The sequence below is a fragment of the Variovorax paradoxus B4 genome, assembly GCF_000463015.1.
Classification (GTDB): Bacteria; Pseudomonadota; Gammaproteobacteria; order Burkholderiales; family Burkholderiaceae_C; genus Variovorax; species Variovorax paradoxus_E.
Window position 1 is genome coordinate 1221826 of record NC_022234.1, and the last position, 20823, is coordinate 1242648.

Consider the following 20823-nt stretch of genomic DNA (forward strand, 5'->3'; position numbering starts at 1 on the left):
AGCAAGTTATGCGACGACGACTCACAGTGCTTCTTATGCTGAGCACCAGCCTCGGCTTCAGCATTTGCGCTCGAGCAGATTCACGAGCAGCGACTAAAGACTTAGTACTTTTTTTGCCGTCACCTCTTGGGCCCGTTGAAGGCGAGAACGCCAAAGCAGTCGAGACCATTTCTGTCTTCTTGGAGCAACGGCGTTGTTCGGAGCTTGCTGCGGGCAGCGTGGTGGTGGATGTCGTCGGATTTGCTGCCGTCGGCTCTTCGGACCGGGAGGAGAGTGCCGCGCGGGTGCGAAGCCATACCGTGGGTGCTTACTTGACTTCTCATCTCCCGAGCTACGTTCGAATCTACCCACTAGGGCCAGTCACGCCCCTTAAACAGAACAACCGGTGGGATGAACTTGTTTCGCGAACAGCCTTGCCCGGAGCAGTCATGGTCAGCGTCCGCTGCACTGGGGCTTTCTAAGAGTGGCTAACAAAACCCTGTCATCGCCATGCGCGGGGCATGCGTTTGACGAGCGATGGGACGAATCAGAAACAAAGAAATCAGCGCGGCGCTGTACAAGAAGATTGCGCCATTGCTGCCCGTGGTGACACCTTCAGCCAAGGGCGGGCGGCCACGCCTGAGCGACGCGCAAGCTCTCAACGGCATCCTCTTCGTGCTGCGCACGGGCATCCCCTGGGAAGACCTCCCCCAAGAGTTGGGCTTTGGCAGCGGCATGACCTGCTGGCGGCGGCTTCGTGACTGGCAAGCTGCCGGGGTGTGGCATGGCCTGCATCTGGCACTTCTGGGGGAACTGCGCAGCGCCGACAAGCTCGACTTCAGTCGCGTCAGCATGGACGGGGCCAGCGTGCCCAGCCCCCGGGGGGCCCGCACACGGGGCCCAACCCCACGGACCGGGGCAAACTCGGCAGCAAGCGCCACGTCATCACGGACCGCCAGGGCATCCCGCTGATCTTCTGCGTCACCGGGGCCAACCGCCACGATTCGGTGGTCTTCGAGGAACTCGTCGACGCCTTGCCGGCAGTGAGTGGCAAGCGCGGCAGGCCGCGCCGGTGGCCCGAGAAATTGCATGCGGACAAGGGTTACGACTACGCGCGATGCCGTGCTCATCTCAGGCGCCGAGGCATCAAGGATCGCATCGCCCGCAGAGGCATCGAACGCAATGATCGGCTCGGACGCCACCGCTGGGTGGTCGAGCGCACTCACGCCTGGCTGGCTGCCTTCGGCAAGCTGCGCACCCGATTCGAGCGTCGCATCGACATTCATGTCGCGCTGCTTTCCCTGGCGTGTTGCGTCATCTGCATTCGCAATCTCCCCCCGTTTTGTTAGCCGCTCTAAGTGTTTGCGGGGACTCTCTCGCAGATCGGCCTAGATTCGACATCAGCAAAAGCCCGGGCGATTTAATTCATGTTGTTGCGCGGAACCGCGGGTGCTGAATCCAGCTTGTTGCGCAGATCAACGGCCGCTTTGGAGCCGTCCGAAAGACGGCTTCGGGCCCATAAGAGACGTTCGCTGCGCTCCAACGCGGCTGTACAGATTTCTCCGAAGCAGCCCTTCGCGATGCCTGAGTGAGCTGGCGTTCAAGTGGCGGGGCCCGCGTCGTTGGCCTGCTACTAGCACCTCGACCGATTACGCGTCGGCGCGGGTCTAACGGCCGAGGCTTCATCGGCATCCAGCAACGTCGGGTTCTCTGAGACGCCGAGGTAACGTGGGTGCTTGACCGCGAATGCGTCCGAATTGAGGGGAGAGGACCTCGATGGAGGGATGAAGTAGGTTCACCCGGAACGACGCGCGTGCGGTGGTCGCAGGGGTGGCGCATGCGAGCGGATCGTGCGGGCATTTCGGCGGCAAGCCTTGCATCATGCGGGCTTGCGCGCTCTGGACGGCTGCACTCATCGGCCGACTGCCCACCCACCGCACTCCGATGAGGAGCCGACCGCGCCGGCGCTGAGGCTGACCGCTGCGCGTCGTAGCTGCGGGCTTGCAGCGCCTGTGCGTCGATCAGGCCCGTCAGGTGCGGCCCCTTCCCACTATTTTTGCCGTCCTGGCCGGCTCGGTACTGCAGCAGCTCGTACGCGTAGTCCTGACCTCGCAAGGCGAGATACACCAGCAGGTACTCCAGCTCGGCCAGTCGCGCCAGGTGCACCTTGAGCTGAGTGCCGCTCGCGCCCGTGGCCACGCGCAGCTCGGCGCGCGTGACGCGCCAGTTCGCAAGGCGGGCGACTGCTAATAGATCCCCAAACTAGCCGTGCGTCCAGTGTGGATCGCCACGGCCGCATCGGACCGGCCTTCCGGGCTATTTCCTGAACACCGGTGAGATATTTGTCCACGCGCGCGGCGGCAGCGACTTGTCCCACTCCATGTAGCGATCGAGCAGCAGCTGGAAGATCTCGGGTCGAAACGTCTTCATATCAACCTTCTCTCCCGGGTCGGAACCGAGGTGAAAGAGCTGTGCGACACCGTTCTTCGGTTCAAGATACAGCTTCCAGTCTCCTACCCGTACCCCGGAGTAGGCGGCCAGCTTCCAGAACAGCGCTTCGTGAGGGGCACCTTGCTTCTCGTCTTTCAGCCACGGAAGCAGGTTCACCCCGTCGAGCGGCTGCGTATCGGTCGTCGGAACCTCGCCGGCGGCCGCTACCGTCGGCAGGATGTCCAGAGTGCTGACCGGCTGCTCGTAGACCTGACCCGCACGAATGTGTCCGGGCCACTTCATCATGAAAGGCATGCGGATGCCGCCTTCGTAGGTGCTGTACTTGCCACCGGAGAATGGGGCATTGCTGCCCGGACGGCTGAGCGCGTTCCCGTTGTCACTGACGAAGATGATGAGCGTGTCGTTTTCCAGTCCGTTGCGGCGCACGGCGTCGAGCACGGAGCCGACGACTTCGTCCAGAGCGAGCAGGAATGCGTTGTACGCGCGCTGGGCGATGTTCGGAATACGGTCCTTCAGCTGGTCGAATAGCCGCTTGGGAACTTGCAGCGGAGGGACAGGGGAGTTGACCGGGAAATAGACCATGAAGGGCTCGTCCTTCATGCGATCGATGAACTTCACGAGTTCGTCGCGGAAGAAGAACATCAGGTACTGGTCCACGTCAATCACTTCGCCGTTGCGGCGCACCGCATTCAGGCCTTCGCGGGTCCAGGCGGTGTCCTTCGCCTCATCGTGATAGTCGACCTTGACGTTCACCAGATCCGGATCGTCCGGGCGGATGGATTGCAGGCTGGTATTGCCGTAGAAGACAACCGACTCGTCAAAGCCGCGGTTATGCGGCAGGAACTGCGGACCATGGCCGAGATGCCATTTCCCGAAAACGCCGGTCGCGTATCCCGCCGCCTTGAAGACCTCGCCGATGTTTTTCTCAGTGGTGGGAATGCCGCGACGCAGGAACTCGGCCTCGCCCTGCAGGGGAGCGAGGCTGCCATCTTCCAGACGCACCTCCCTTTGCTCCGGGTAGGCGCCCGAGGAAACCTGCTGCTCGAAACCAAAGCGCTGCTGGTAGCGGCCGGTTACCAGGCCTGCGCGCGAGGGACTGCACAGCGGTGCGGAACTGTAGCCAGCGGTGAATCGCACGCCGTCGCGCCCGATGCTGTCGATGTTCTTCGTTTCTACCAGCGTGCTGCCATAGGAGGAGAGATCGCCATGACCCATATCGTCGGTGAGGATAACGATGATGTTGGGGCGACGGGATTTCGTTGAATTGGACATGATGTCTCGGTCGATAGATGTCTGGTCGGTCGGGGTTGACGAGCGGCATGATATCGTATGCACATGCATATGCAAGTGGAATTGATATGAGCGAACTGACGGATGTTCGGATGGTCCGGCTCGATGGCGGCGAGTTTTCGATGGGCTCCGATCGGTTCTATCCGGAGGAGCGTCCGGTCCGGCGCGCGCTGGTTGAACCCTTCTGCATTGATGAGACGCCGGTCACGAACGCTGAATTCGAACGCTTCGTGACGCGAACGGACTACCGCACCGTGGCGGAGCGGGTGCACGAAGGAATGCCCTTTGCGGGATCGGCAGTGTTTGCCGCACCGATGACTGCGGTGAACTTGGCGGATCCCGGCCAGTGGTGGGACTTCCGTCAGGGTGCCTGCTGGCACGCGCCACTGGGAAAGGGCAGCAGCATCGAGGGGCTGGCGCAGCATCCGGTGGTGCACGTCGCATTTGAAGATGCCTCAGCGTATGCCGCGTGGTGCGGCAAGCGCCTGCCGACCGAAGTGGAATGGGAGTTCGCCGCCCGCGGCGGGCTCGAAGGCGCCGACTATGCGTGGGGCAGCCATCTTGAGCCCGAAGGCTTGGTGCTTGCCAACTACTGGCAGGGGACGTTCCCGCTTGAAAACACGGTGCGCGACGGCTGGGAGAGAACCTCGCCGGTTCGCTCATATCCGGGAAACGGATGGGGCCTGTTCGACATGATCGGCAACGTCTGGGAGTGGACATCGGACGATTGGTCGTTGCCCTTGCACGCCGAGCCGCACAAGCCTTCCTGTTGCGCGTCGAAACGTGGGCGCGGCACTGAAACGAAGGTGCTTAAAGGTGGCTCGCACCTGTGTGCGGCGAACTATTGCCAGCGCTACCGGCCAGCGGCCCGTCACGCGCAGCCGGGGAGCGAGACAACAAGCCACATCGGGTTCCGTTGCGCACGAACAGCCTAGATGCGAACCACTTCGCTTGACTGCGAGCGATCCATTTAGCGGATCGCTTGCATCCAAAAAGTCATTTCATTCCGCGCGCGACCGTCCTTAAAGTGCGTGCAGATAAACCACTTCCAGGAAAGGCATCCCACCATGCTCATCACTCGCCGCCGCTTTGGTGCGCTGGTCCCCGCGGCTGCCTTCACTGTGTCACTTCCGGGCCTCTCCGCGACCAACCAGCCGCTGAAGATGATCGTCGGATTTGCTCCAGGCGGCACTGCGGACGCGGTCGCGCGGGCGCTCGCGGATGGGATGCGTGGCTCCGGTTTCAACGTGGTGGTGGACAACCGCCCAGGCGCTGGCGGCCGGATCGGGACCGAGGCGTTCATGATGGCGCCTGCCGACGGAAACACGTTGCTGTTGACGCCATCGACAAACCTGACCTTGTTTCCGCATATCTACAGCAATCTCCGGTACAAGCTGAGCGACCTGGCGATCATTGGTGCGCCGGCCAATGTGCAATTCGGTCTGGCGGTGAATGCGCAGGACGGTCCGAAGACCTTGGCGGAATTCCTCGATCGCGCCAAGCAGGACCCCGCGTACGCGTCCTATGGAACTCCTGGCGCTGGCTCCGTGATGCAGCTCCTCGGCGACCTGTTGGCAAAGCACGCCAAGGTGCCGCTGGTGAGCGTGCCGTACAAGGGCGGAGCGGCCGCGCTCAACGATGTCATCGGCGGCAGCCTGGGCGCTGCGCTGACGGCGCTTCCGAACCTTCTGCCGATGCACAGGAACGGCAAGCTTCGCATTCTGGCGGTCAGTTCCGAGGAGCGACAGGCTGCGCTGCCGGAGGTGCCCACCTTCAAGTCGGCCGGGTTCCCGCAGCTCACGGCCTCGGAATACATGTGCGTGGTGGCCAGGCGGGAGGTTCCGGCGCCCGTTCTCGCCAACCTGAGCGCGGCTGTCACGGCGGCCGCGAAAGCGCCGGCGACGGTCGCGATCATGGATCGGCTGGGCTACCAGGCGTCCCCGGGCGCCGACCAGGCCGCGCTCGCCCGCAAGCTGTCCGCCGACTCAGCGCGGTGGCAGGTGGCCGTGCGCGAAACTGGATTCAAGGCAGCCGAGTGAGCAGGAACCCCATGGAGAAGCAAGTGAGCCGAAAGAATGTCGTAGTCATCATGTCCGACGAGCACAACCCCATGTATCTGGGACGCGCCGGACACCCCTTCATCAAGACACCGCACCTGGACGCGCTCGCGCGGCGCGGCGCGTCTTTCACGGACGCCTACACGCCCAGTCCGATTTGCGTGCCGGCCCGCGCCGCGTTCGCGACCGGCATGCGTGTGCACCAGACCCGCCACTGGGACAATGCGTCGCCGTACACGGGCACCCCGGAGAGCTGGGGCCACGTCCTGCAACGCAACGCCGTTCGCGTCGAGAGCATCGGCAAGCTTCACTACCGCAACGCAACGGATCCGGTGGGCTTCGACAGGGAGCACCTGCCAATGCACGTTGTAGGCGGGCACGGCATGGTGTGGGGATCGATCCGTGATCCCATCCTGCCGATCGGCGAAGGCAAGCGCATGCTCGGCGAGAACATCGGACCCGGCGAGTCGCCCTACACCGAGTACGACCGAGCGGTGACCCACACGGCGGTCGAATGGCTGCGGGATGCGGCGCATGACGATCGACCCTTCGTGCTGTACGTCGGTTTGGTGGCGCCGCACTTTCCGCTCACCGCGCCGCAGGAGTTCTTCGACCTCTACAAGGACGTCAATGTGCCCGAGGCAAAACTCCATCCTAACGCGGGCGCGGTCCGCCATCCGTGGGTGGAAACCTATGCACAATGCATCCCGAACGAGGAACGCTTTCGCAGCGCCCAGGAGCGCAGGAACGCCTTCCTCGCGTACTACGCCCTGTGCAGCTTCCTCGACGACAACGTCGGCAAGATTGTCTCCACGCTCGACCAAACGGGCTTGTTCGACAGCACGCACGTGGTCTACACCTCCGATCATGGCGACAACGTCGGTGCACGCGGCCTGTGGGGCAAGTCGACGCTTTATCAGGAAACCGTCAAGGTGCCGATGATCGTCGCCGGCCCGCGGCTGCCCATCGGCGTCACCTGCGACACGCCGGTCGACCTCATCGACATGTATCCCACGATCCTGGATGTCGCAGGACTTCGATGGAAGGACGAGATGGCTGGACGTCCGGGCTGGTCGGTGCTCAGGCTGGACGAGTTGCCGAATGCGCAGCAGCGTGTCATCGTGAGCGAGTACCACGCCACAGGCAGCAATACAGCGGGATTCATGGTCCGCAAGGGCAGGTGGAAGTATCACTACTACGTGCGCTTCGCGCCAGAGCTCTTCGATCTCGAAACCGACCCCGGTGAACTGCGCGATCTTTCAGCCATTCCGCAATACCTGCCGGTTCTCGCGGATATGGAACGCGAACTGCGCCGCGTCTGCGATCCGGAAGCCGTCGATGCACAGGCCAAGCAGGACCAGACGGCGTTCATCGACAGCCTTGGCGGTCGCGACGCCGCCGCGCAGATGGGCGAGCGGGGTGCCACGCCGCCGCCGAAAACCAAGATCGCAGCGTGATAGGCGATGCGCAGTCTGGCGCAGCACTTGGCCACCAGGGCGAGATCGACGCGCAATACGACGCAGGCGCTTCGGTGCCTGACTATCCAGCCTATCTGACGCGCTGGCAGGAGGAATCCGCGACGGCGCGCTTGCAACTGCCTTGCCGCCTGCGTCTTCCGTACGGCGCCACCGCGGCTGAGAAACTGGACATCTTCTGCGCGGATGCACCGGCAGCGCCGGTTCACGTCTTTTTCCACGGCGGTTACTGGCGTTCGCTTGGCGCGTCTGACTTCAGTTTCGTCGCGTACGCCTTACGCAACATCGGATTCACGACGGTGGTGGTGGACTACGCGTTGTGCCCGAGTGTGAGCATCACGGAAATCGTGAGGCAGGCACGCGCAAGCATCGCGTGGGTGTACGGAAACATCGAGCGGTTCGGGGGGGATCCCGCACGCATCACGGTTGGAGGGCATTCCGCGGGAGGTCACCTTGCCATGATGTCGCTGCTTGCGCCCTGGAAAGAGGCGTACGCGCTACCTGAAGACGTGTTGAACGCAGCCGTGTCGGTGAGCGGTCTGCACGACCTTGCGCCCCTGCAATACAGCTATTTGCAACCGGCACTGCGGCTCGATGAGGAAACGATTGATCGTTGCTCGCCGATGCGGCATGTCAAGCGCGTTCCGGCGCCGGTCCTTGTCACGTGGGGTGCACTGGAGTCCCAGGAATTCTTGCGCCAGGGGAGCGAATTCGCGGCGCAGCTGGCAAACGCAGGTTGCCGCGTGGACTGCTCGCCTCTCGCGGACGCGCATCACTTCTCCGTGCTGGACGCCTATCGCGATGCGGATTCCCGAATCTGCCAGTGGCTGAGGCGCGCGGTCGATTGAGAACGGCGTGATCCGGAAAGCGGATCGCGCGCCCTGATTTCTTCATTTCACAAGCGGACTTGCAGTCCCTACAGTGCGGTGCAGCCATGCCGTCGGCATGCCTTTCGAAGCTCTCATGAACCACACCGAAATCTCTCTGGCGACCCTTCTCGGCGCCGACGCGGTCGTCACCGACGCCAGTATCCGTGAACGCTATCTGCTGGACTGGACGCGCACGTTCTCCGGCCATGCGGAGGCGATCGTGCGCCCCGCGTGCACAGAAGATGTGGCGCGCTGTGTCGCGTGGTGTGCGCAGCACGGCGTCGGGGTCGTTCCGCAGGGGGGGAATACCGGCTTGGCCGGCGGTGCGACGCCCACCGGCGGGCGGCCTCAGATCGTTCTCTCCCTGGAGCGGCTGAAGAAGATCCGTGCCTTGGACGCGGTGTCCAACACGATCACGGTCGAAGCCGGCGTTGTTCTGCACGAGGTGCAGGAAGCCGCAGCCGATAAGGGCCGGCTCTTTCCGCTGAGCCTCGGCGCGGAGGGCTCGTGCCAAGTCGGCGGATGCATCGCGTCGAACGCAGGCGGCACCGCGGTCGTCCGCTATGGAAACATGCGCGAACTGGTCCTGGGACTCGAGGTCGTCCTGCCGGACGGCAGCATCTGGACGCGGCTCAAGGCGCTGCGCAAGGACAACGCCGGCTTCGACTTGAAGCATCTCTTCATTGGCACTGAAGGAACCCTCGGCATTGTCACGGCGGCCACGCTGCGGTTGCTTCCGCGGCCGCGTCAGAAGGTCGTCGCTCTCGTGACCCTTCCGGAGCCGGAGGCAATCCTCGACCTCTTCGTGCGGGTACGTGATGCTTTCGACGCCGGCCTGACCGGATTTGAATTCATGACGGGCTCCTCCTTGCGTCTTGCCTGCGCCCACCTCCAGCGGCCGGCGCCGATAGGAGGCGAAGGAGCGTATGCGGTTCTGGTCGAGATCACGTCACCGCATGCCGGTGAAAGCCTGGAAGAAGAACTGCTCCACTGTCTCACGGCAGCCTCCGATGCGGGCGTATTGAGCGACGCGGTGATCGCCAGCAGCGAGCAGCAGGCCGAGACCTTGTGGACGATTCGCGAAGCGATCCCCGAGGCGATGCTGCGCGCGCACCCGCAGTTCTCGGCACACGATGTCTCTGTGCCGATCTCGAGCATTCCTCTCTTCATGCGGGAACTCGATGCGCTCGTCGCCACTCGCTGGCCGAGCCTGGCGACTGTGCTGTTCGGGCACGTCGGCGACGGCAACCTGCACCTCAACTTCGTCACCTCGGTGCCGATCGATTCCACCGACTTCGCCCGTGCCAAGGCCGAAGCCACGGAAAGCGTGTACCGGCTCGTGAACGACTTCGCCGGCTCCATCAGCGCCGAGCATGGCATCGGCATCGGCAAGCTGGACATGTTCCAAAAGCTGGAGTCCCCCGCACAACTGGAGCTGATGCGACGGGTGAAGGACGCGCTTGATGCCCAGGGGCTGATGAACCCCGGAAAAATCTTCGCGAATGCCTGAACCCGAAAGCGACTTGCCGATGTCCTCCCTTTTCTCCAGTCTTCCTAGATACGCAGGCGATCCGATCCTCGCGCTGATGGAGGTGTTCACGCGCGACCCGCGTCCCGCGAAGGTCAGCTTGAGCATAGGCCTTTACTTCGACGAAGCCGGTCGGCTGCCGGTGCTCCAGTCCGTGCGCCGAGCGCAGGAATTGCTGTTCAAGCGTGGAGGTCCATCTCCCTATCTCCCCATGGAAGGAGCGGCGAGGTACCGGAAAGCCGTGCAGGACCTCGTCTTCGGCCGTTCGCATCCGGCGCTCGAGGCCGGCCGGGTTGCGACCATGGCGTCGATCGGCGGATCGGGCGCATTGCGGGTCGGCGCCGACTTCCTGCGCTCGCAATTGGGCTGCACGCATGTTTATTTGCCGGACCCCACGTGGGACAACCACTTTGCGCTGTTCCAGGGTGCTGGCTTCGACGTGCAGACGTACCCGTATTTCGACGCCCGTACCAGGAGTCTTTGCTTCGATGCCTTGGTCGACCGACTGCGAGGCCTTCGGGAGAGAAGTGTCGTCCTGCTGCATGCGAGCTGCCACAACCCAACCGGCATGGACCTCGACATCGCGCAATGGAAAGTCATCTCCGGCATCATGCGCGAGCGGCGCCTCCTACCCTTCGTCGACATGGCTTACCAGGGCTTCGGCGACGGTCTGGACCAAGACGCGGCCTCCATCCGGCTACTCGCGGACGAGGGCCATGAGTTCCTTGTTGCCAACTCCTTCTCGAAGAACTTCTCGATCTACGGAGAACGTGCCGGTGGCCTTAGCGTGGTCTGCACGGATGCAGCCGCTGCCGAAGCTGTGCTCGGCCAACTGAAGCTGGCGGTGCGCGGAAACTACTCGACCCCCGCTGCGCATGGCAGTGCTCTTGTCGAGACCGTCCTGGACTGCGACGAATTGCGAACGCTTTGGATTTCCGACCTCGCCGCCATGCGAGGCCGCATCGGAGATATGCGGAAACGGCTTCACGCTGCGCTGAACGCTAGGTGCGGCGCTGGTCACGACTTCTCGTATCTCCTCCAGCAACGCGGGATGTTCAGCTACACCGGTCTCAGTGCGCGTCAACTGCACGCCTTGCGTGAGCAGCACGCCGTATATATGTTGGATACGGGACGCGTGTGCATTCCGGGTCTTACGCCGCAAAGCATCGACCATGTCTCGGATGCCATTGCGGCCGTGCTGGACTGACCGACCGATTCGACAAGGAGATAGATGTGACCTGTCCAGTCCACGGTACTGTGTCAAAGGAGCCTTCTCTCGGAGAAGGCGAGAAGATCGTGGGCGAGGAACGCGCGCAGCTCGATTTCAGCAGTTCGATGAGCTATGGCGACTACCTTCACCTCGACAAAATACTGAACGCGCAGGAACCGCTTTCGCCGGACCACAACGAGATGCTCTTCATCGTGCAGCATCAGACGAGCGAACTCTGGATGAAGCTGATGCTCCACGAATTGCACGCCGCGATCTCCGAGATCGCCGCTGGTCGCATGCAGCAGGCCTTCAAGATGCTGGCGCGCGTGACCCGGATCATGGAGCAGTTGGTGAATGCATGGGACGTGCTCGCGACCATGACGCCGCCGGAATACACGGCGCTGCGCCCCTACCTGAAGCAGTCCAGCGGCTTCCAGAGCTACCAGTACCGCTGCATCGAGTTCGCGCTGGGCAACAAGAATGCGGCGATGCTGAAGCCCCACGAGCATCGTGCGGACCTGCTCGCGACCGTCCGCAAAGCCCATGAATCGCCTTCGCTCTATGACCACGCGATCCGCCGGCTTCACGCCGACGGGATCGATGTGCCGGCCGAATCGCTCGAGCGTGACTGGACGCAGCCCTACACGGCGAACGAGGGCGTGTGCCAGGCCTGGCTGACCGTCTACCGCAATCCGGATCGCCATTGGACGCTCTACCAGTTGGGAGAGAAGCTGACTGACCTCGAAGACAGCTTCCGTCTCTGGCGCTTCCGCCATGTGACGACCGTCGAGCGTGTGATCGGCTTCAAGCGGGGCACCGGCGGCACGGGGGGCGTGAGCTATCTGCGCAAGATGCTCGATGTCGTGCTGTTTCCGGAACTCTGGTCGCTGCGGACGGACCTGTGACGGCGGGCGAGATGAAGGAAGTGCTGGATGTCGGCCTGCCGCCGCTCGGGCAGCCCTTTTCATGGGCGGTGCGCAGCAAAGGGATGATTTTCACGGCCCACGGGCCGGTGAACACGGACGGGACAGTGAGCACTGGCCCCGTCGAGGAACAGGCGCGCATCACGCTCGCGAACCTCCGGCGTGCCATGCAGGCAGCGGGTGGCGGGCTCGAGCACGTCTGCCAGGTGCTGATCTACATGACCGACATGTCGGACATGAAGGCGATCGACGGCGTTTACAGGGATTTCTTCGAGGCGCCATACCCCAATCGCTCCAGTGTCGCAGTGTCCTCCCTGGCGGTGCCCGGCATGAAGATCGAGATCGTTGCCTACGCGATGCTGTGATGGAGAAAGAGCCGGACTACAGGTTCTCGCTCGCCAACGAGAGGACGTTCCTGGCATGGATCCGCACTGCGCTTGCCGTGCTTGCCGGTGGCATGCTTTTCTACCAGTTCGCAGCGCGTATCGAGCCACGATGGCTGGTCGATGCAGTGGCGATCGGCTCGTCCATCGTGGGTGGGCTGGTCGCAGTCGCGGCGTACTGCGGCTGGTGCGTTAACCAGGCCGCCATGCGCCGGGAACAGCCATTGCCCCGCTCGCTGCTGTTGCCTGCGATGGCCGCCTTCTCCGTCACGGTCTGCGGCGTGGCAGTCCTGTTGCTTCTTTCACAGGCATGAGCCGCGATCCGGGGCTGCAGCCTGAGAGGACCCGGCTGGCCTGGACGCGAACAGGGGTGGCGATGGCAGCCAATGCTCTGCTCCTCCTGAAGGCCGGCATCAGCGGGCAGCACGCGGTTTTGTTCGTGTCTGCGGCCATCGTGGGCATCGTTGCCGCTGCATTCGTTGCCGTCGGGGACTGCCGGTCCCTGCGATTGGCTGCTGCACCTGTTGCGGTGGGCACGTGGATGATGTGGATGGTGTCGAGTGTCGCCGTGATGGTGGCAGCGTCCTCTGTCTGCTGCGTGGTTCTGGGAATGCGGTGAGGGCCGCCGCAGCGCTGGCGGAACGGGCCTACGCAGCTATTGCCGCCCCTTCTTTGCCGCGCCGGTAGAACGTGTTGGCTGAGTCTTTGTCGGCGCAGGCCTCGCCGCTCTGCGCGGCTTTGCGGTGCCAACTGCGCGCATTGTCACATCGGCCGGTTCTCCCAGCCGGTTCGACAGACGGGCGATGAGTTCGTCGACCGTTTCCAGGAAGTTCACTTCCTCCGGCTCATCCATCGCAAAGGCCGCTTCGCAGGCGGCCTGGATGGCGACGGTGAGCTGCTCGAATCTCTTCCTGCCCTGGCTCGTCAAATCGATCTGGGCCAGCCGTCGGTCATTTTCGTTGCGCACACTTCGTACCAAGCCTCGATCGGCCATCTGGGCGATCGAGCGGCTCAACGACGACTGCGGCAACATCGTGAAGTCCGCGATCCCGTTGAGATGGCTCGGCCCCTGCTTGGCGAGGCTGAGGTAAACACGCCATTGTGCGATGGTGACGTCCGCTTCCACCAGCACCGAGGCGAGGAGTTCCTGCGTCAGCCGCGAGAGCACGGACAGCTTGTACGGCAGGAAGCCTGCCAAGTCGAACGGGTGTTCTGTGGACCGCTGCATATTCATCCAGCCATTGTCCGCGACCGATCCGGTTTCCGTATCGCTCGCTCCTCAAAACTCATTTCCGCCGTTCAACCGGACTTCCTAGACTGCGCCTCCACAACAACATCTTTCGAGGGGCAAAGTTGAACAAGGTTCTTTTCATCCTATCGGTGGTTGGCGCTTCCGTCGGAACGGCCGCCTTTGCGCAATCGAGAGTTGTCCTCGAAGGGGTCATCGACGTGGGCGTGCAGCGCTTGTCCGGTGGCGGCACCGGACGCGTGACAAACCTCTCCAACAGCGGCTTGACGACCAGCAGACTGATTTTCCGCGGCGTCGAGGATCTCGGCGGTGGCTTGAATGCAGGGTTCTGGCTGGAGGCCGGCCTCAATCCCGACGAAGGCACGGGCCGCCCTACGAACACGAGCAACCAATCCAGCGGCGTGGCCGGCGGTGGCGCGATTGTGTTCGATCGGCGCTCTTATGTGAGCCTGGGTGACCGCTGGGGCGAGCTCCGTCTCGGCCGTGATTTCGTCCCGATGCAGTACATGAATATCAATTACGACGCATTCAACACGAACGGTATCGGGCGAATCGGCAACCTCACGTATGCGGCCGCCGGAAACGGTCCGCTACCCACAACGATCGTGGCGAGCAATAGCCTCAGTTATTGGACGCCAGCCGGTCTGGGCGGGTTCTATGGACATGCCATGGCGGCTATCGGGGAGAACAATTCGACGGCCGCCAACCGCGGCGACGGGGACATGCATGGCCTACGCGTCGGTTATGCAGTTGGTTCGTTCGACATCTCAGCTGGCTACGACCGGACCAAATACGTGTCGACGGCAGCGCTGGGCGACTATACGAACAGCGCCATCGGCGCGACGTGGGACGCACAGGTGGCGAAGGTATACGTTCTCTATAGCAATGCGAAGGTCCAGCTGTCAACGGGGACAGTGAAGAAGGGCGTCGCCGCCATCGGAGTGCGTGTTCCGGTAGGTGCAACCGTCCTGCGTGCGAGCTACGCGCGACTGGATGACCGCAGTTCCTCGGCACTGCGCAATTCGGACCGCAGCGCGCGGGATATGAACGACGCGAGCCAGATCGCGGTAGGCTTCATTCACAACCTGTCGAAGCGGACTGCCGTGTACGGAACCTACGCCCACTTATCGAACACGGGACGGGGCACGTACACACTCAGCGGAGGCGTGACGCCGGCGGCGGGCCGGAACTCCAAGGGCGTGGAGTTCGGGCTGCGCCACATCTTCTGAAGGCAATCCTTGCGTATCTGAGCGTCACTGGTGTGCAGCGTGCGAAGCGGCCGCGGTGCCGTGAGTGACAATCGACCGATGATTTCGTCTTCCGCCGAGCTTCGCAACCACCTCAAGCTCAGACAACTGACGCTGCTGGCCAGCCTGGGCGAAACCGTGAGCCTGCACAAGGCTGCCGAGCGGTGCGGTATGAGCCAGCCGGCGGCGACGCGACTGATCCATGAGTTGGAAGAACTCATGGGAGTCCTGCTCTTCGAGCGCACGAGTCGTGGCATGGCGCCCACCGACATGGGGCGGCTGCTCATCCGGCACGCGGCCATGTTCTTGGCAGGCATCGATCATGTCTATCACGAGGCGGTCGCTCTAAAGAGTGGCAACGCGGGAAGTCTTCGATTGGGCGTCATGCCTGGCGCTCCGTCCCGACTCGTGGCAAACGCTGTCGCTTTCGTGAAGCGTGAAACACCGCGCATGGATATCCAGATCGTCGATGGCGCGAATGACTTCCTGCTGGCAGGACTGCGCGATGGCAGCGTGAACTTGGCGCTGGGAAGGGCACCAGCGGCGGGCACGGTCAACGCAGCCTTTGAGCTGCTATTTGTCGAGCACTTCTCCATCGTGTGCGGGCCATCGAATGCCATTTCGAAGCCTGTCAGCGGACTTGGGGCGCTGATCGATCAGCTATGGATCTTGCCACTTCCGGGTACCGCGCTGAGAGCAAATCTCGATGTCCATTTCCTGAGCCAGTGCGGTAGGTTGCCGCACGACCTGATCGAGTCGACTTCCATCGTGGCGAATGTCGCGCTCGTTGAACTCACTGGTCGCGTCGCAGTGATGCCCAGATCGATTGCCCGGGAACACAGTGACCGTGGTCAAGTCCGCGTTCTAGTCGACAAATTGGCTGACCTTGCGGGACCGATCGGTATCCTGACACGCCGGGGAGACGCGCAGCCGACGCATATCCTGCGGATGATTGAAGCATTGCGAACTGCGTCCCGTGAGTTCGCCGCCGTAGAGTCCGTGTCCCCCTAAGCTGCCGCACCGGCGCGTCGCCACTGGTCCCCCGTCGATAGAGCCCCGTCGCTGGACGCTCTCTTTTTTCCGGGGACTGAAGATCAACCACGGGCCAAGGAAACCAGATCACAGCACCTGTTCAACTTCAGGCGGCTCGTAAGGCCGCGGGTGGCGGCAGCTTCCAACTCCGAATCGATCGCGCTCCTCCCCGTGCCTGTCAGCCTTCGCATTTCGCATTTCGCAGGCGCACAGCAGACTGGTCGCGCCAATCGTGGCGTCAAGTTCTATGCAGGCTGTAGGTCACACCGTTTTGAACTCGCGATGCGGTCGTATCGCGATCCGATTTCGGATCGCCGGCGTCAATATTCGTATTTCCCCATCCGAGCCCGATTCTCTAGAGTAGAGAGACCGCACGTATTCCAATCCAACCTGTATATCTAAGGGCATTACGAGAAAATGGCAGTCACTCTAGATGCGATAGGGCGCAGCACACGCCGCAACTTCTTGGGCGCAGGGCTCGGCTGCGCTGCTCTTTCGTTGGGTGCATCGCCTGCCTGCGGCGCAACCGGTTACCCCGCCCGACCCGTCACTCTCATATGTCCCTTCGTCGCCGGTGGTCCCAGCGATATCACGGGACGTTCGATCGCCGAGCCGCTTGGGGAAATCCTCCGGCAGCCCGTCGTAGTGGAGAACGTCACGGGCGCAGGCGGACTCATTGCGACGAAAAGGTTTCTGGCAGCCGCCGCCGACGGACACACGCTTCTCGTCGGTGCCACCTATTTGGTCACAGCGCCGTTCCTGTACAAGACGGCGAATTTCAATCCTGTCCACGATCTCGTGCCGCTGTCGCCCCCTGTGGAGTCACTCCTCATTTTCGTTTCCAGTCCACAGAAGGACCTGAGATCGCTTTTGGAGAATGCCAAGCGGACGGGCGATCCGGTGCGAGCGGCATCCCCGGGCGCCGGGACGCTTTCGCATCTTGGCGTTGAGATGCTGCGTTTGGCGAGCGGCGCCCCGATCGTGCACGTTCCTTATCGTGGCGTGGGACCAGCGCTGACCGACGTGATGGGTGGTCACGCGGACCTGATGTTGGACGGACTTTCTTCGTCCCTACCTCACATCCGTGGCGGCCGGCTTCGGCCCTTGTTCGTGCCTGACGAGCAGCGCAATTCGCTGCTGCCCGAGGTGCCGACTGCCGCGGAGGTCGGGTTTCCGTCCGTCAAGGCGCGCGCGTGGAATGCGATTTTTGCGAGAACAGGCACGCCCGCCGCCATCACGGACCTTCTTGCCTCGGAGATCACGAAGATCCTCGCTCGCCCCGAGGGCCGCGCCGATCTGAAGAAGCGCGGGCTGGAACCTGCCAAGCTGACGGCCACCGCCTTCAAGGAGAGACTGGCAGCGGAGGCGGCCCACTGGGGCTCTGTCATCCAAACCGCACGGATCACAATCGAGTGATTCACTTTTGAGCAACTCGCGATGCCTGTCATTGGGAGGCGGCCTTACGGCACTGCGCTACGTGGCAGTAGGCGCCATGAACGCCATGGTCAAAGCTGCGTCATCGGCGCGCTGGTTGTCGAAGCCGCCTTCGACTTGCCCCACGGGCCAGCGAAACTGTGGTCAGTATCGGCCCCGGCATGCGCCTTCCGTGCAGCTTCGAGGCCTACCCATCTACAGCGGAAGCACCGCCAACGAACGTCCGCTATTCCGCGAATTGAGCGTCGTTGACGAACGGCCGGTTATGGCCGAGGTTGTGTGAAAACACTTCGTTGATCGCTTCGCTCCAAATAAAATCTGCCAACCCGTCAGAGCGAGGTGGCGCATGAAGCGATTCATCGAAGGCGAAGACCGACAGCAGGTCGCGTTGTTGCCGGAATGTCTTGATGACTATATCGGCGAAGACAACCCGGTGCGCGTTGTCGACGTCTTTGTCGAGGAACTGGATCTTCAGGCACTCGGCTTCAAAGGCGCAGACCCCGCTGCCACCGGTCGGCCTGCGTACCACCCGGCGGTGCTGCTCAAGCTCTACATCTACGGCTACCTGAACCGCATCCAGTCCAGCCGGCGTCTGGAGCGCGAGGCCCAGCGCAACGTCGAACTGATGTGGCTCACTGGCCGGCTTGCCCCGGACTTCAAGACCATTGCCGACTTCCGTCACGACAACGGGGCGGGCATCCGCAACGTCTGCAAGCGCTTCGTGAGCATGTGCCGGGAGCTCAAGCTGTTCACGCAGGCCATCGTGGCCATCGATGGCAGCAAATTCAAGGCGGTCAACAGCCGGGACCGCAACGTCACGCCAGCCAAGATCGATGCGCGCCAGCGGCAGATCGAGCAGAGCATCCAGCGCTACCTCGACGCGCTGGAGACCGCCGACCGCACGCAGCCCGCGCAGGTCGAGGCCAAGACCGAGCGGCTGCAGGACAAGATCAAGAGATTGCGCGAGCAGATGCGCCAGCTCGATGAGACCAAGGAACAGCTGAAGCACGAACCCGATGGCCAGCGCTCCACCACCGATCCCGATTCACGCTCGATGAACTCACAAGCCAAGGGCTCGGGCCTGGTGGGCTACAACGTGCAAGCGGCCGTTGATGCCAAGCACCATCTGATCATTGCCCACGAGGTGACGAACATCGGCAATGACCGAGCCCAGCTAAGCAAGATGGCGCAGGCCGCTCGCGAGGCGATGGGTAAAAGCAGGGTGCGCGTCTTCGCTGACCGCGGGTACTTCAACGGCACCGAACTCAAGGCCTGCGAAGACGTTGGCATCACAACCTTCGTGCCCAAGCCGATGACCTCGGGCGCCAAGGCCCAGGGGCGCTTCGACAAGAGCGACTTCATCTATATCGCGAAAGATGACGAGTACCAGTGCCCTGCAGGACAACGACTGCGGTGGCATCAGACCACCACGGAACGGGAAATGAACCTGCGGGCTTACTGGACGTCGGTGTGCCCGCAGTGTCCCCTCAAGGCGCAATGCACCACTGGCAAAGAACGACGCGTGAAGCGTTGGGAGCACGAAGCAGTGCTGGAGCGCGTTCAGCAGCGGCTTGATCGCAAGCCCGATTCCATGACGCTGCGAAGAAGTACCGTGGAGCATGTGTTCGGGACCCTCAAGCACTGGATGGGCTGGACGCACTTCCTGACGAAGACACGTGGAGAATGTCGGCACCGAGATGAGCTTGCATGTGCTGGCTTACAACCTCAAGCGGGTGATCGCCATCCTGGGCATGACAAGAACGATGAAGGCGATCAAGTTGGCGGGGGCGTGAGCGCCTTTAACGACGGCTGAGGATGGGCCAGAACATCACGAAGAGGAGGAATGCGCGTTTGCGCGGCGATAAGTACCGGATGGCATCAGCGGGCTCAATGACGGGGCCTGTGGTCTCGTGCTCGGCATACTGATGTGTCAATTGCGTTTCCACACAACCTCGGCCAGAAGTGGCCGTTGGCCAAGTACCGCGCACGCTGCTCCAGCGCCCGGTAGAACTTTTCGCGGTCTATACCCTCGAGCAGGTGTCGCAACTGCGGATCGGCTTCTATGCGCAGCCATCATCAATTCGAGCAGGGTCGGGAACGTGGTGATGCGCTCGAGCACAAAATCGAGATAGTCGGCTACGTTCCGTAGCCCGAACTGGTAGTGGCGTAGTTCGGGCCGGTGGCGGGTGAGCTCGTTGACGCAGTAGCTGAGCCAGTGATCGTGCGCCTGCGAGTGCTTCGCAGCGATAAAGTACTCGAAGGCATTTTCGACCATCGCGAGCCAGCGTCCGTCTTTCGTGAGACCGTAAGCCGCATCAGGCCGAATGCGGCTTCGCCGTCGTAGTAGATGACGCGGAACGCGTCCTTCACGGCGAGGCCCGTGTGATGCAGTACGTGAACAAAGCGACCGGTCTGCGGATCTTGCATGTGAGCAATGCCCAGCCCAAGCTGCTCCATCAGTGGCAGGAAGCGCCTGTCGCCGGTGAGTTCGGTGTACTTCACGAACGCCAACAGGCACACCGCGTTGCCGCCGAGCTTGATTTCGTGCGACATGTCCAAGAGGAAGGCGGCATGCGTACCATCAGGCAACTGTGCCGATTGGATCAGTGTGCCGGCAAGGAAGGCCAGTGAGCGGTCGATGGCTGCCTTCTGCGCAGCATCACGCGTAAGCTCCCAAGCGCTCAATCAGCGCATAGGTGGAACTCGCATGGCGCAGCGTGTTGTAGGTAGGAATCGGACGATCAAAGCAAGGGAACCAGCCATAGTGGAACTCCCCCGTAGATTTGACCTGTCCAGCGAGGTATTCGCTTGCACGATCGATCAACGTGCGGACCTGCCCGGAGTCCCGGCTGTCCAGTTGCCGGTAGCCTGCAGCGGCTCCCTTTGCCGTAATCGGCCATGCTCCATCGCGGTCCGCGTAGACAGCGCGAGTGTCGAAACACCAAACCGGTGCCGCATCGTCCTTCGGGAACTCCAACTCGCGCCCGAAACGTCGCTCGGCGAAAATGCGCAGGTTGCCCGGATTCGGCTCCGCATGCTCGATATCGCCATCGTATAGCACGGTCGCGCCATTCATTTCAGGTGCGAGCATCGCGGTCTCGAAGCCAGCATCCAGCGAAAGACCCTGCGTGAAGTAGTTGCGCTTGGTCTGGGAGAGGCGGAGCTTCAGCTCTCCCCAGGTAAGTTGCTCGACTTGATCAACCACGTCAACACGCAAGTATTTCGGCGGGCGCGGCGAACGTTTGGCATTTGATTGCAGTGCTGCCGCGCCTTGTTGCCAGACATCTGCCAGATTCTTTCCCTGCACCGGAAGTATCGTCGCGCGCTGGGCTCCAGTACTGATGGAAAAAAATGCGATGCAGACCGATCCTGGGGTTGGATGGAGTCCTGATGCCCCGTCGACCAAGGCATCCAGCTTCTTACGGGCACCGGCCAGCAGCGCGCTAATCTTCGAACCTGGGTCCACAATATTTAGCGGCACACGCGATGCAGTTCTCCGCGCTGGTCACGGCAGAGACCCAGGTTCGGCTGTTCCAGACCAATCCGCCGCCACTGTCGGCGGATCAGATCCATGCGATGGTTCAGCGCGCTGTAGAAATGTTCCTCGCTGGCGCCGCGCCGCGGTAGGCCGCGAAGGGGCTCGCCGCCATGTGCTGTGGTCTATCGATGAGATCTACGAGGGACATAGACAACAAG

The 20823-nt window shown here is 62.4% G+C and carries 19 protein-coding genes and 1 pseudogene; 16 read left to right on the forward strand and 4 right to left on the reverse strand.

Translation table 11 applies throughout. The annotated features are described in order from the left end of the window. Positions 1–516 precede the first annotated feature (516 nt). A protein-coding gene (locus VAPA_RS34310; RefSeq protein WP_196232540.1) for an IS5 family transposase occupies positions 517–1328 on the forward strand; the annotation gives its coding sequence in 2 pieces (ribosomal slippage) (positions 517–847 and positions 847–1328; 813 coding nt in all). A 967-nt stretch (positions 1329–2295) separates the two neighbouring features. On the opposite strand, the gene VAPA_RS32885 is transcribed toward VAPA_RS34310, so the two are convergent. Then, entirely contained in the window at positions 2296–3702 is a 1407-nt protein-coding gene (locus tag VAPA_RS32885; protein ID WP_196232594.1) for a sulfatase-like hydrolase/transferase, read from the reverse strand. An 86-nt stretch (positions 3703–3788) separates the two neighbouring features. Between VAPA_RS32885 and VAPA_RS32890 the strand changes: the two genes are divergently transcribed. The 10 genes from VAPA_RS32890 (at position 3789) to VAPA_RS32935 (ending at position 12784) form a co-directional block, all read left to right on the forward strand. Further along, on the forward strand, positions 3789–4655 hold the full coding sequence (locus tag VAPA_RS32890; RefSeq protein WP_021004579.1) for a formylglycine-generating enzyme family protein: 867 nt from the start codon (positions 3789–3791) through the stop codon (positions 4653–4655). A gap of 132 nt (positions 4656–4787) precedes the next feature. Then, positions 4788–5759, forward strand: a complete 972-nt coding sequence (locus VAPA_RS32895; RefSeq protein ID WP_021004580.1) for a Bug family tripartite tricarboxylate transporter substrate binding protein — start codon at positions 4788–4790, stop codon at positions 5757–5759. Between the two features lie 11 nt (positions 5760–5770). After that, entirely contained in the window at positions 5771–7234 is a 1464-nt protein-coding gene (locus VAPA_RS32900; protein ID WP_021004581.1) for a sulfatase-like hydrolase/transferase, read from the forward strand. Continuing rightward, positions 7231–8100 (forward strand): alpha/beta hydrolase, encoded by an 870-nt coding sequence (locus tag VAPA_RS32905; protein ID WP_021004582.1) that lies wholly within the window; start codon positions 7231–7233, stop codon positions 8098–8100. Before VAPA_RS32900 ends, VAPA_RS32905 begins: the two co-directional genes overlap by 4 nt. 115 nt (positions 8101–8215) lie before the next feature. Continuing rightward, positions 8216–9631, forward strand: a complete 1416-nt coding sequence (locus VAPA_RS32910) for an FAD-binding oxidoreductase (protein WP_041946934.1) — start codon at positions 8216–8218, stop codon at positions 9629–9631. Next, positions 9624–10856 (forward strand): amino acid aminotransferase, encoded by a 1233-nt coding sequence (locus VAPA_RS32915; protein ID WP_051255454.1) that lies wholly within the window; start codon positions 9624–9626, stop codon positions 10854–10856. Before VAPA_RS32910 ends, VAPA_RS32915 begins: the two co-directional genes overlap by 8 nt. Before the next feature lie 50 nt (positions 10857–10906). Then, entirely contained in the window at positions 10907–11764 is an 858-nt protein-coding gene (gene kynA, locus VAPA_RS32920) for a tryptophan 2,3-dioxygenase (protein WP_041946741.1), read from the forward strand. An 11-nt stretch (positions 11765–11775) separates the two neighbouring features. Beyond that, positions 11776–12147, forward strand: a complete 372-nt coding sequence (locus VAPA_RS32925; RefSeq protein WP_021004586.1) for a RidA family protein — start codon at positions 11776–11778, stop codon at positions 12145–12147. Then, positions 12147–12479 (forward strand): YidH family protein, encoded by a 333-nt coding sequence (locus tag VAPA_RS32930; RefSeq protein ID WP_041946742.1) that lies wholly within the window; start codon positions 12147–12149, stop codon positions 12477–12479. The genes VAPA_RS32925 and VAPA_RS32930 overlap by 1 nt, the downstream gene beginning before the upstream one ends. Next, complete coding sequence (locus VAPA_RS32935; RefSeq protein ID WP_041946743.1) at positions 12476–12784, forward strand: DUF202 domain-containing protein; 309 nt, start codon at positions 12476–12478, stop codon at positions 12782–12784. Before VAPA_RS32930 ends, VAPA_RS32935 begins: the two co-directional genes overlap by 4 nt. Before the next feature lie 36 nt (positions 12785–12820). Here the strand turns inward: VAPA_RS32935 and VAPA_RS32940 are convergent, their stop codons facing one another. Continuing rightward, entirely contained in the window at positions 12821–13363 is a 543-nt protein-coding gene (locus VAPA_RS32940) for a MarR family winged helix-turn-helix transcriptional regulator (protein ID WP_196232595.1), read from the reverse strand. Between the two features lie 155 nt (positions 13364–13518). On the opposite strand from VAPA_RS32940, the gene VAPA_RS32945 reads away from it, so the two are divergent. The 4 genes and pseudogenes from VAPA_RS32945 (at position 13519) to VAPA_RS32960 (ending at position 18920) form a co-directional block, all read left to right on the forward strand. Then, positions 13519–14643, forward strand: a complete 1125-nt coding sequence (locus VAPA_RS32945) for a porin (protein ID WP_021004590.1) — start codon at positions 13519–13521, stop codon at positions 14641–14643. A gap of 78 nt (positions 14644–14721) precedes the next feature. Then, entirely contained in the window at positions 14722–15672 is a 951-nt protein-coding gene (locus VAPA_RS32950) for a LysR family transcriptional regulator (protein ID WP_021004591.1), read from the forward strand. Positions 15673–16110: 438 nt separating this feature from the next. Next, on the forward strand, positions 16111–17109 hold the full coding sequence (locus tag VAPA_RS32955; RefSeq protein WP_021004592.1) for a Bug family tripartite tricarboxylate transporter substrate binding protein: 999 nt from the start codon (positions 16111–16113) through the stop codon (positions 17107–17109). A 364-nt stretch (positions 17110–17473) separates the two neighbouring features. Then, positions 17474–18920, forward strand: a pseudogene (locus tag VAPA_RS32960) (IS1182 family transposase). A 343-nt stretch (positions 18921–19263) separates the two neighbouring features. On the opposite strand, the gene VAPA_RS35350 reads toward VAPA_RS32960, so the two are convergent. Both VAPA_RS35350 and VAPA_RS35355 read right to left on the reverse strand, forming a co-directional pair. Further along, positions 19264–19812, reverse strand: a complete 549-nt coding sequence (locus VAPA_RS35350; protein ID WP_051255456.1) for a hypothetical protein — start codon at positions 19810–19812, stop codon at positions 19264–19266. Further along, the gene (locus VAPA_RS35355; protein WP_230559073.1) at positions 19787–20593 is read right to left on the reverse strand and encodes a hypothetical protein; all 807 of its coding nucleotides are present in this window, start codon (positions 20591–20593) and stop codon (positions 19787–19789) included. The genes VAPA_RS35350 and VAPA_RS35355 overlap by 26 nt, the downstream gene beginning before the upstream one ends. 20 nt (positions 20594–20613) lie before the next feature. On the opposite strand from VAPA_RS35355, the gene VAPA_RS35675 reads away from it, so the two are divergent. Next, entirely contained in the window at positions 20614–20754 is a 141-nt protein-coding gene (locus VAPA_RS35675) for a TetR/AcrR family transcriptional regulator C-terminal domain-containing protein (RefSeq protein WP_021004594.1), read from the forward strand. Positions 20755–20823: the final 69 nt, after the last annotated feature.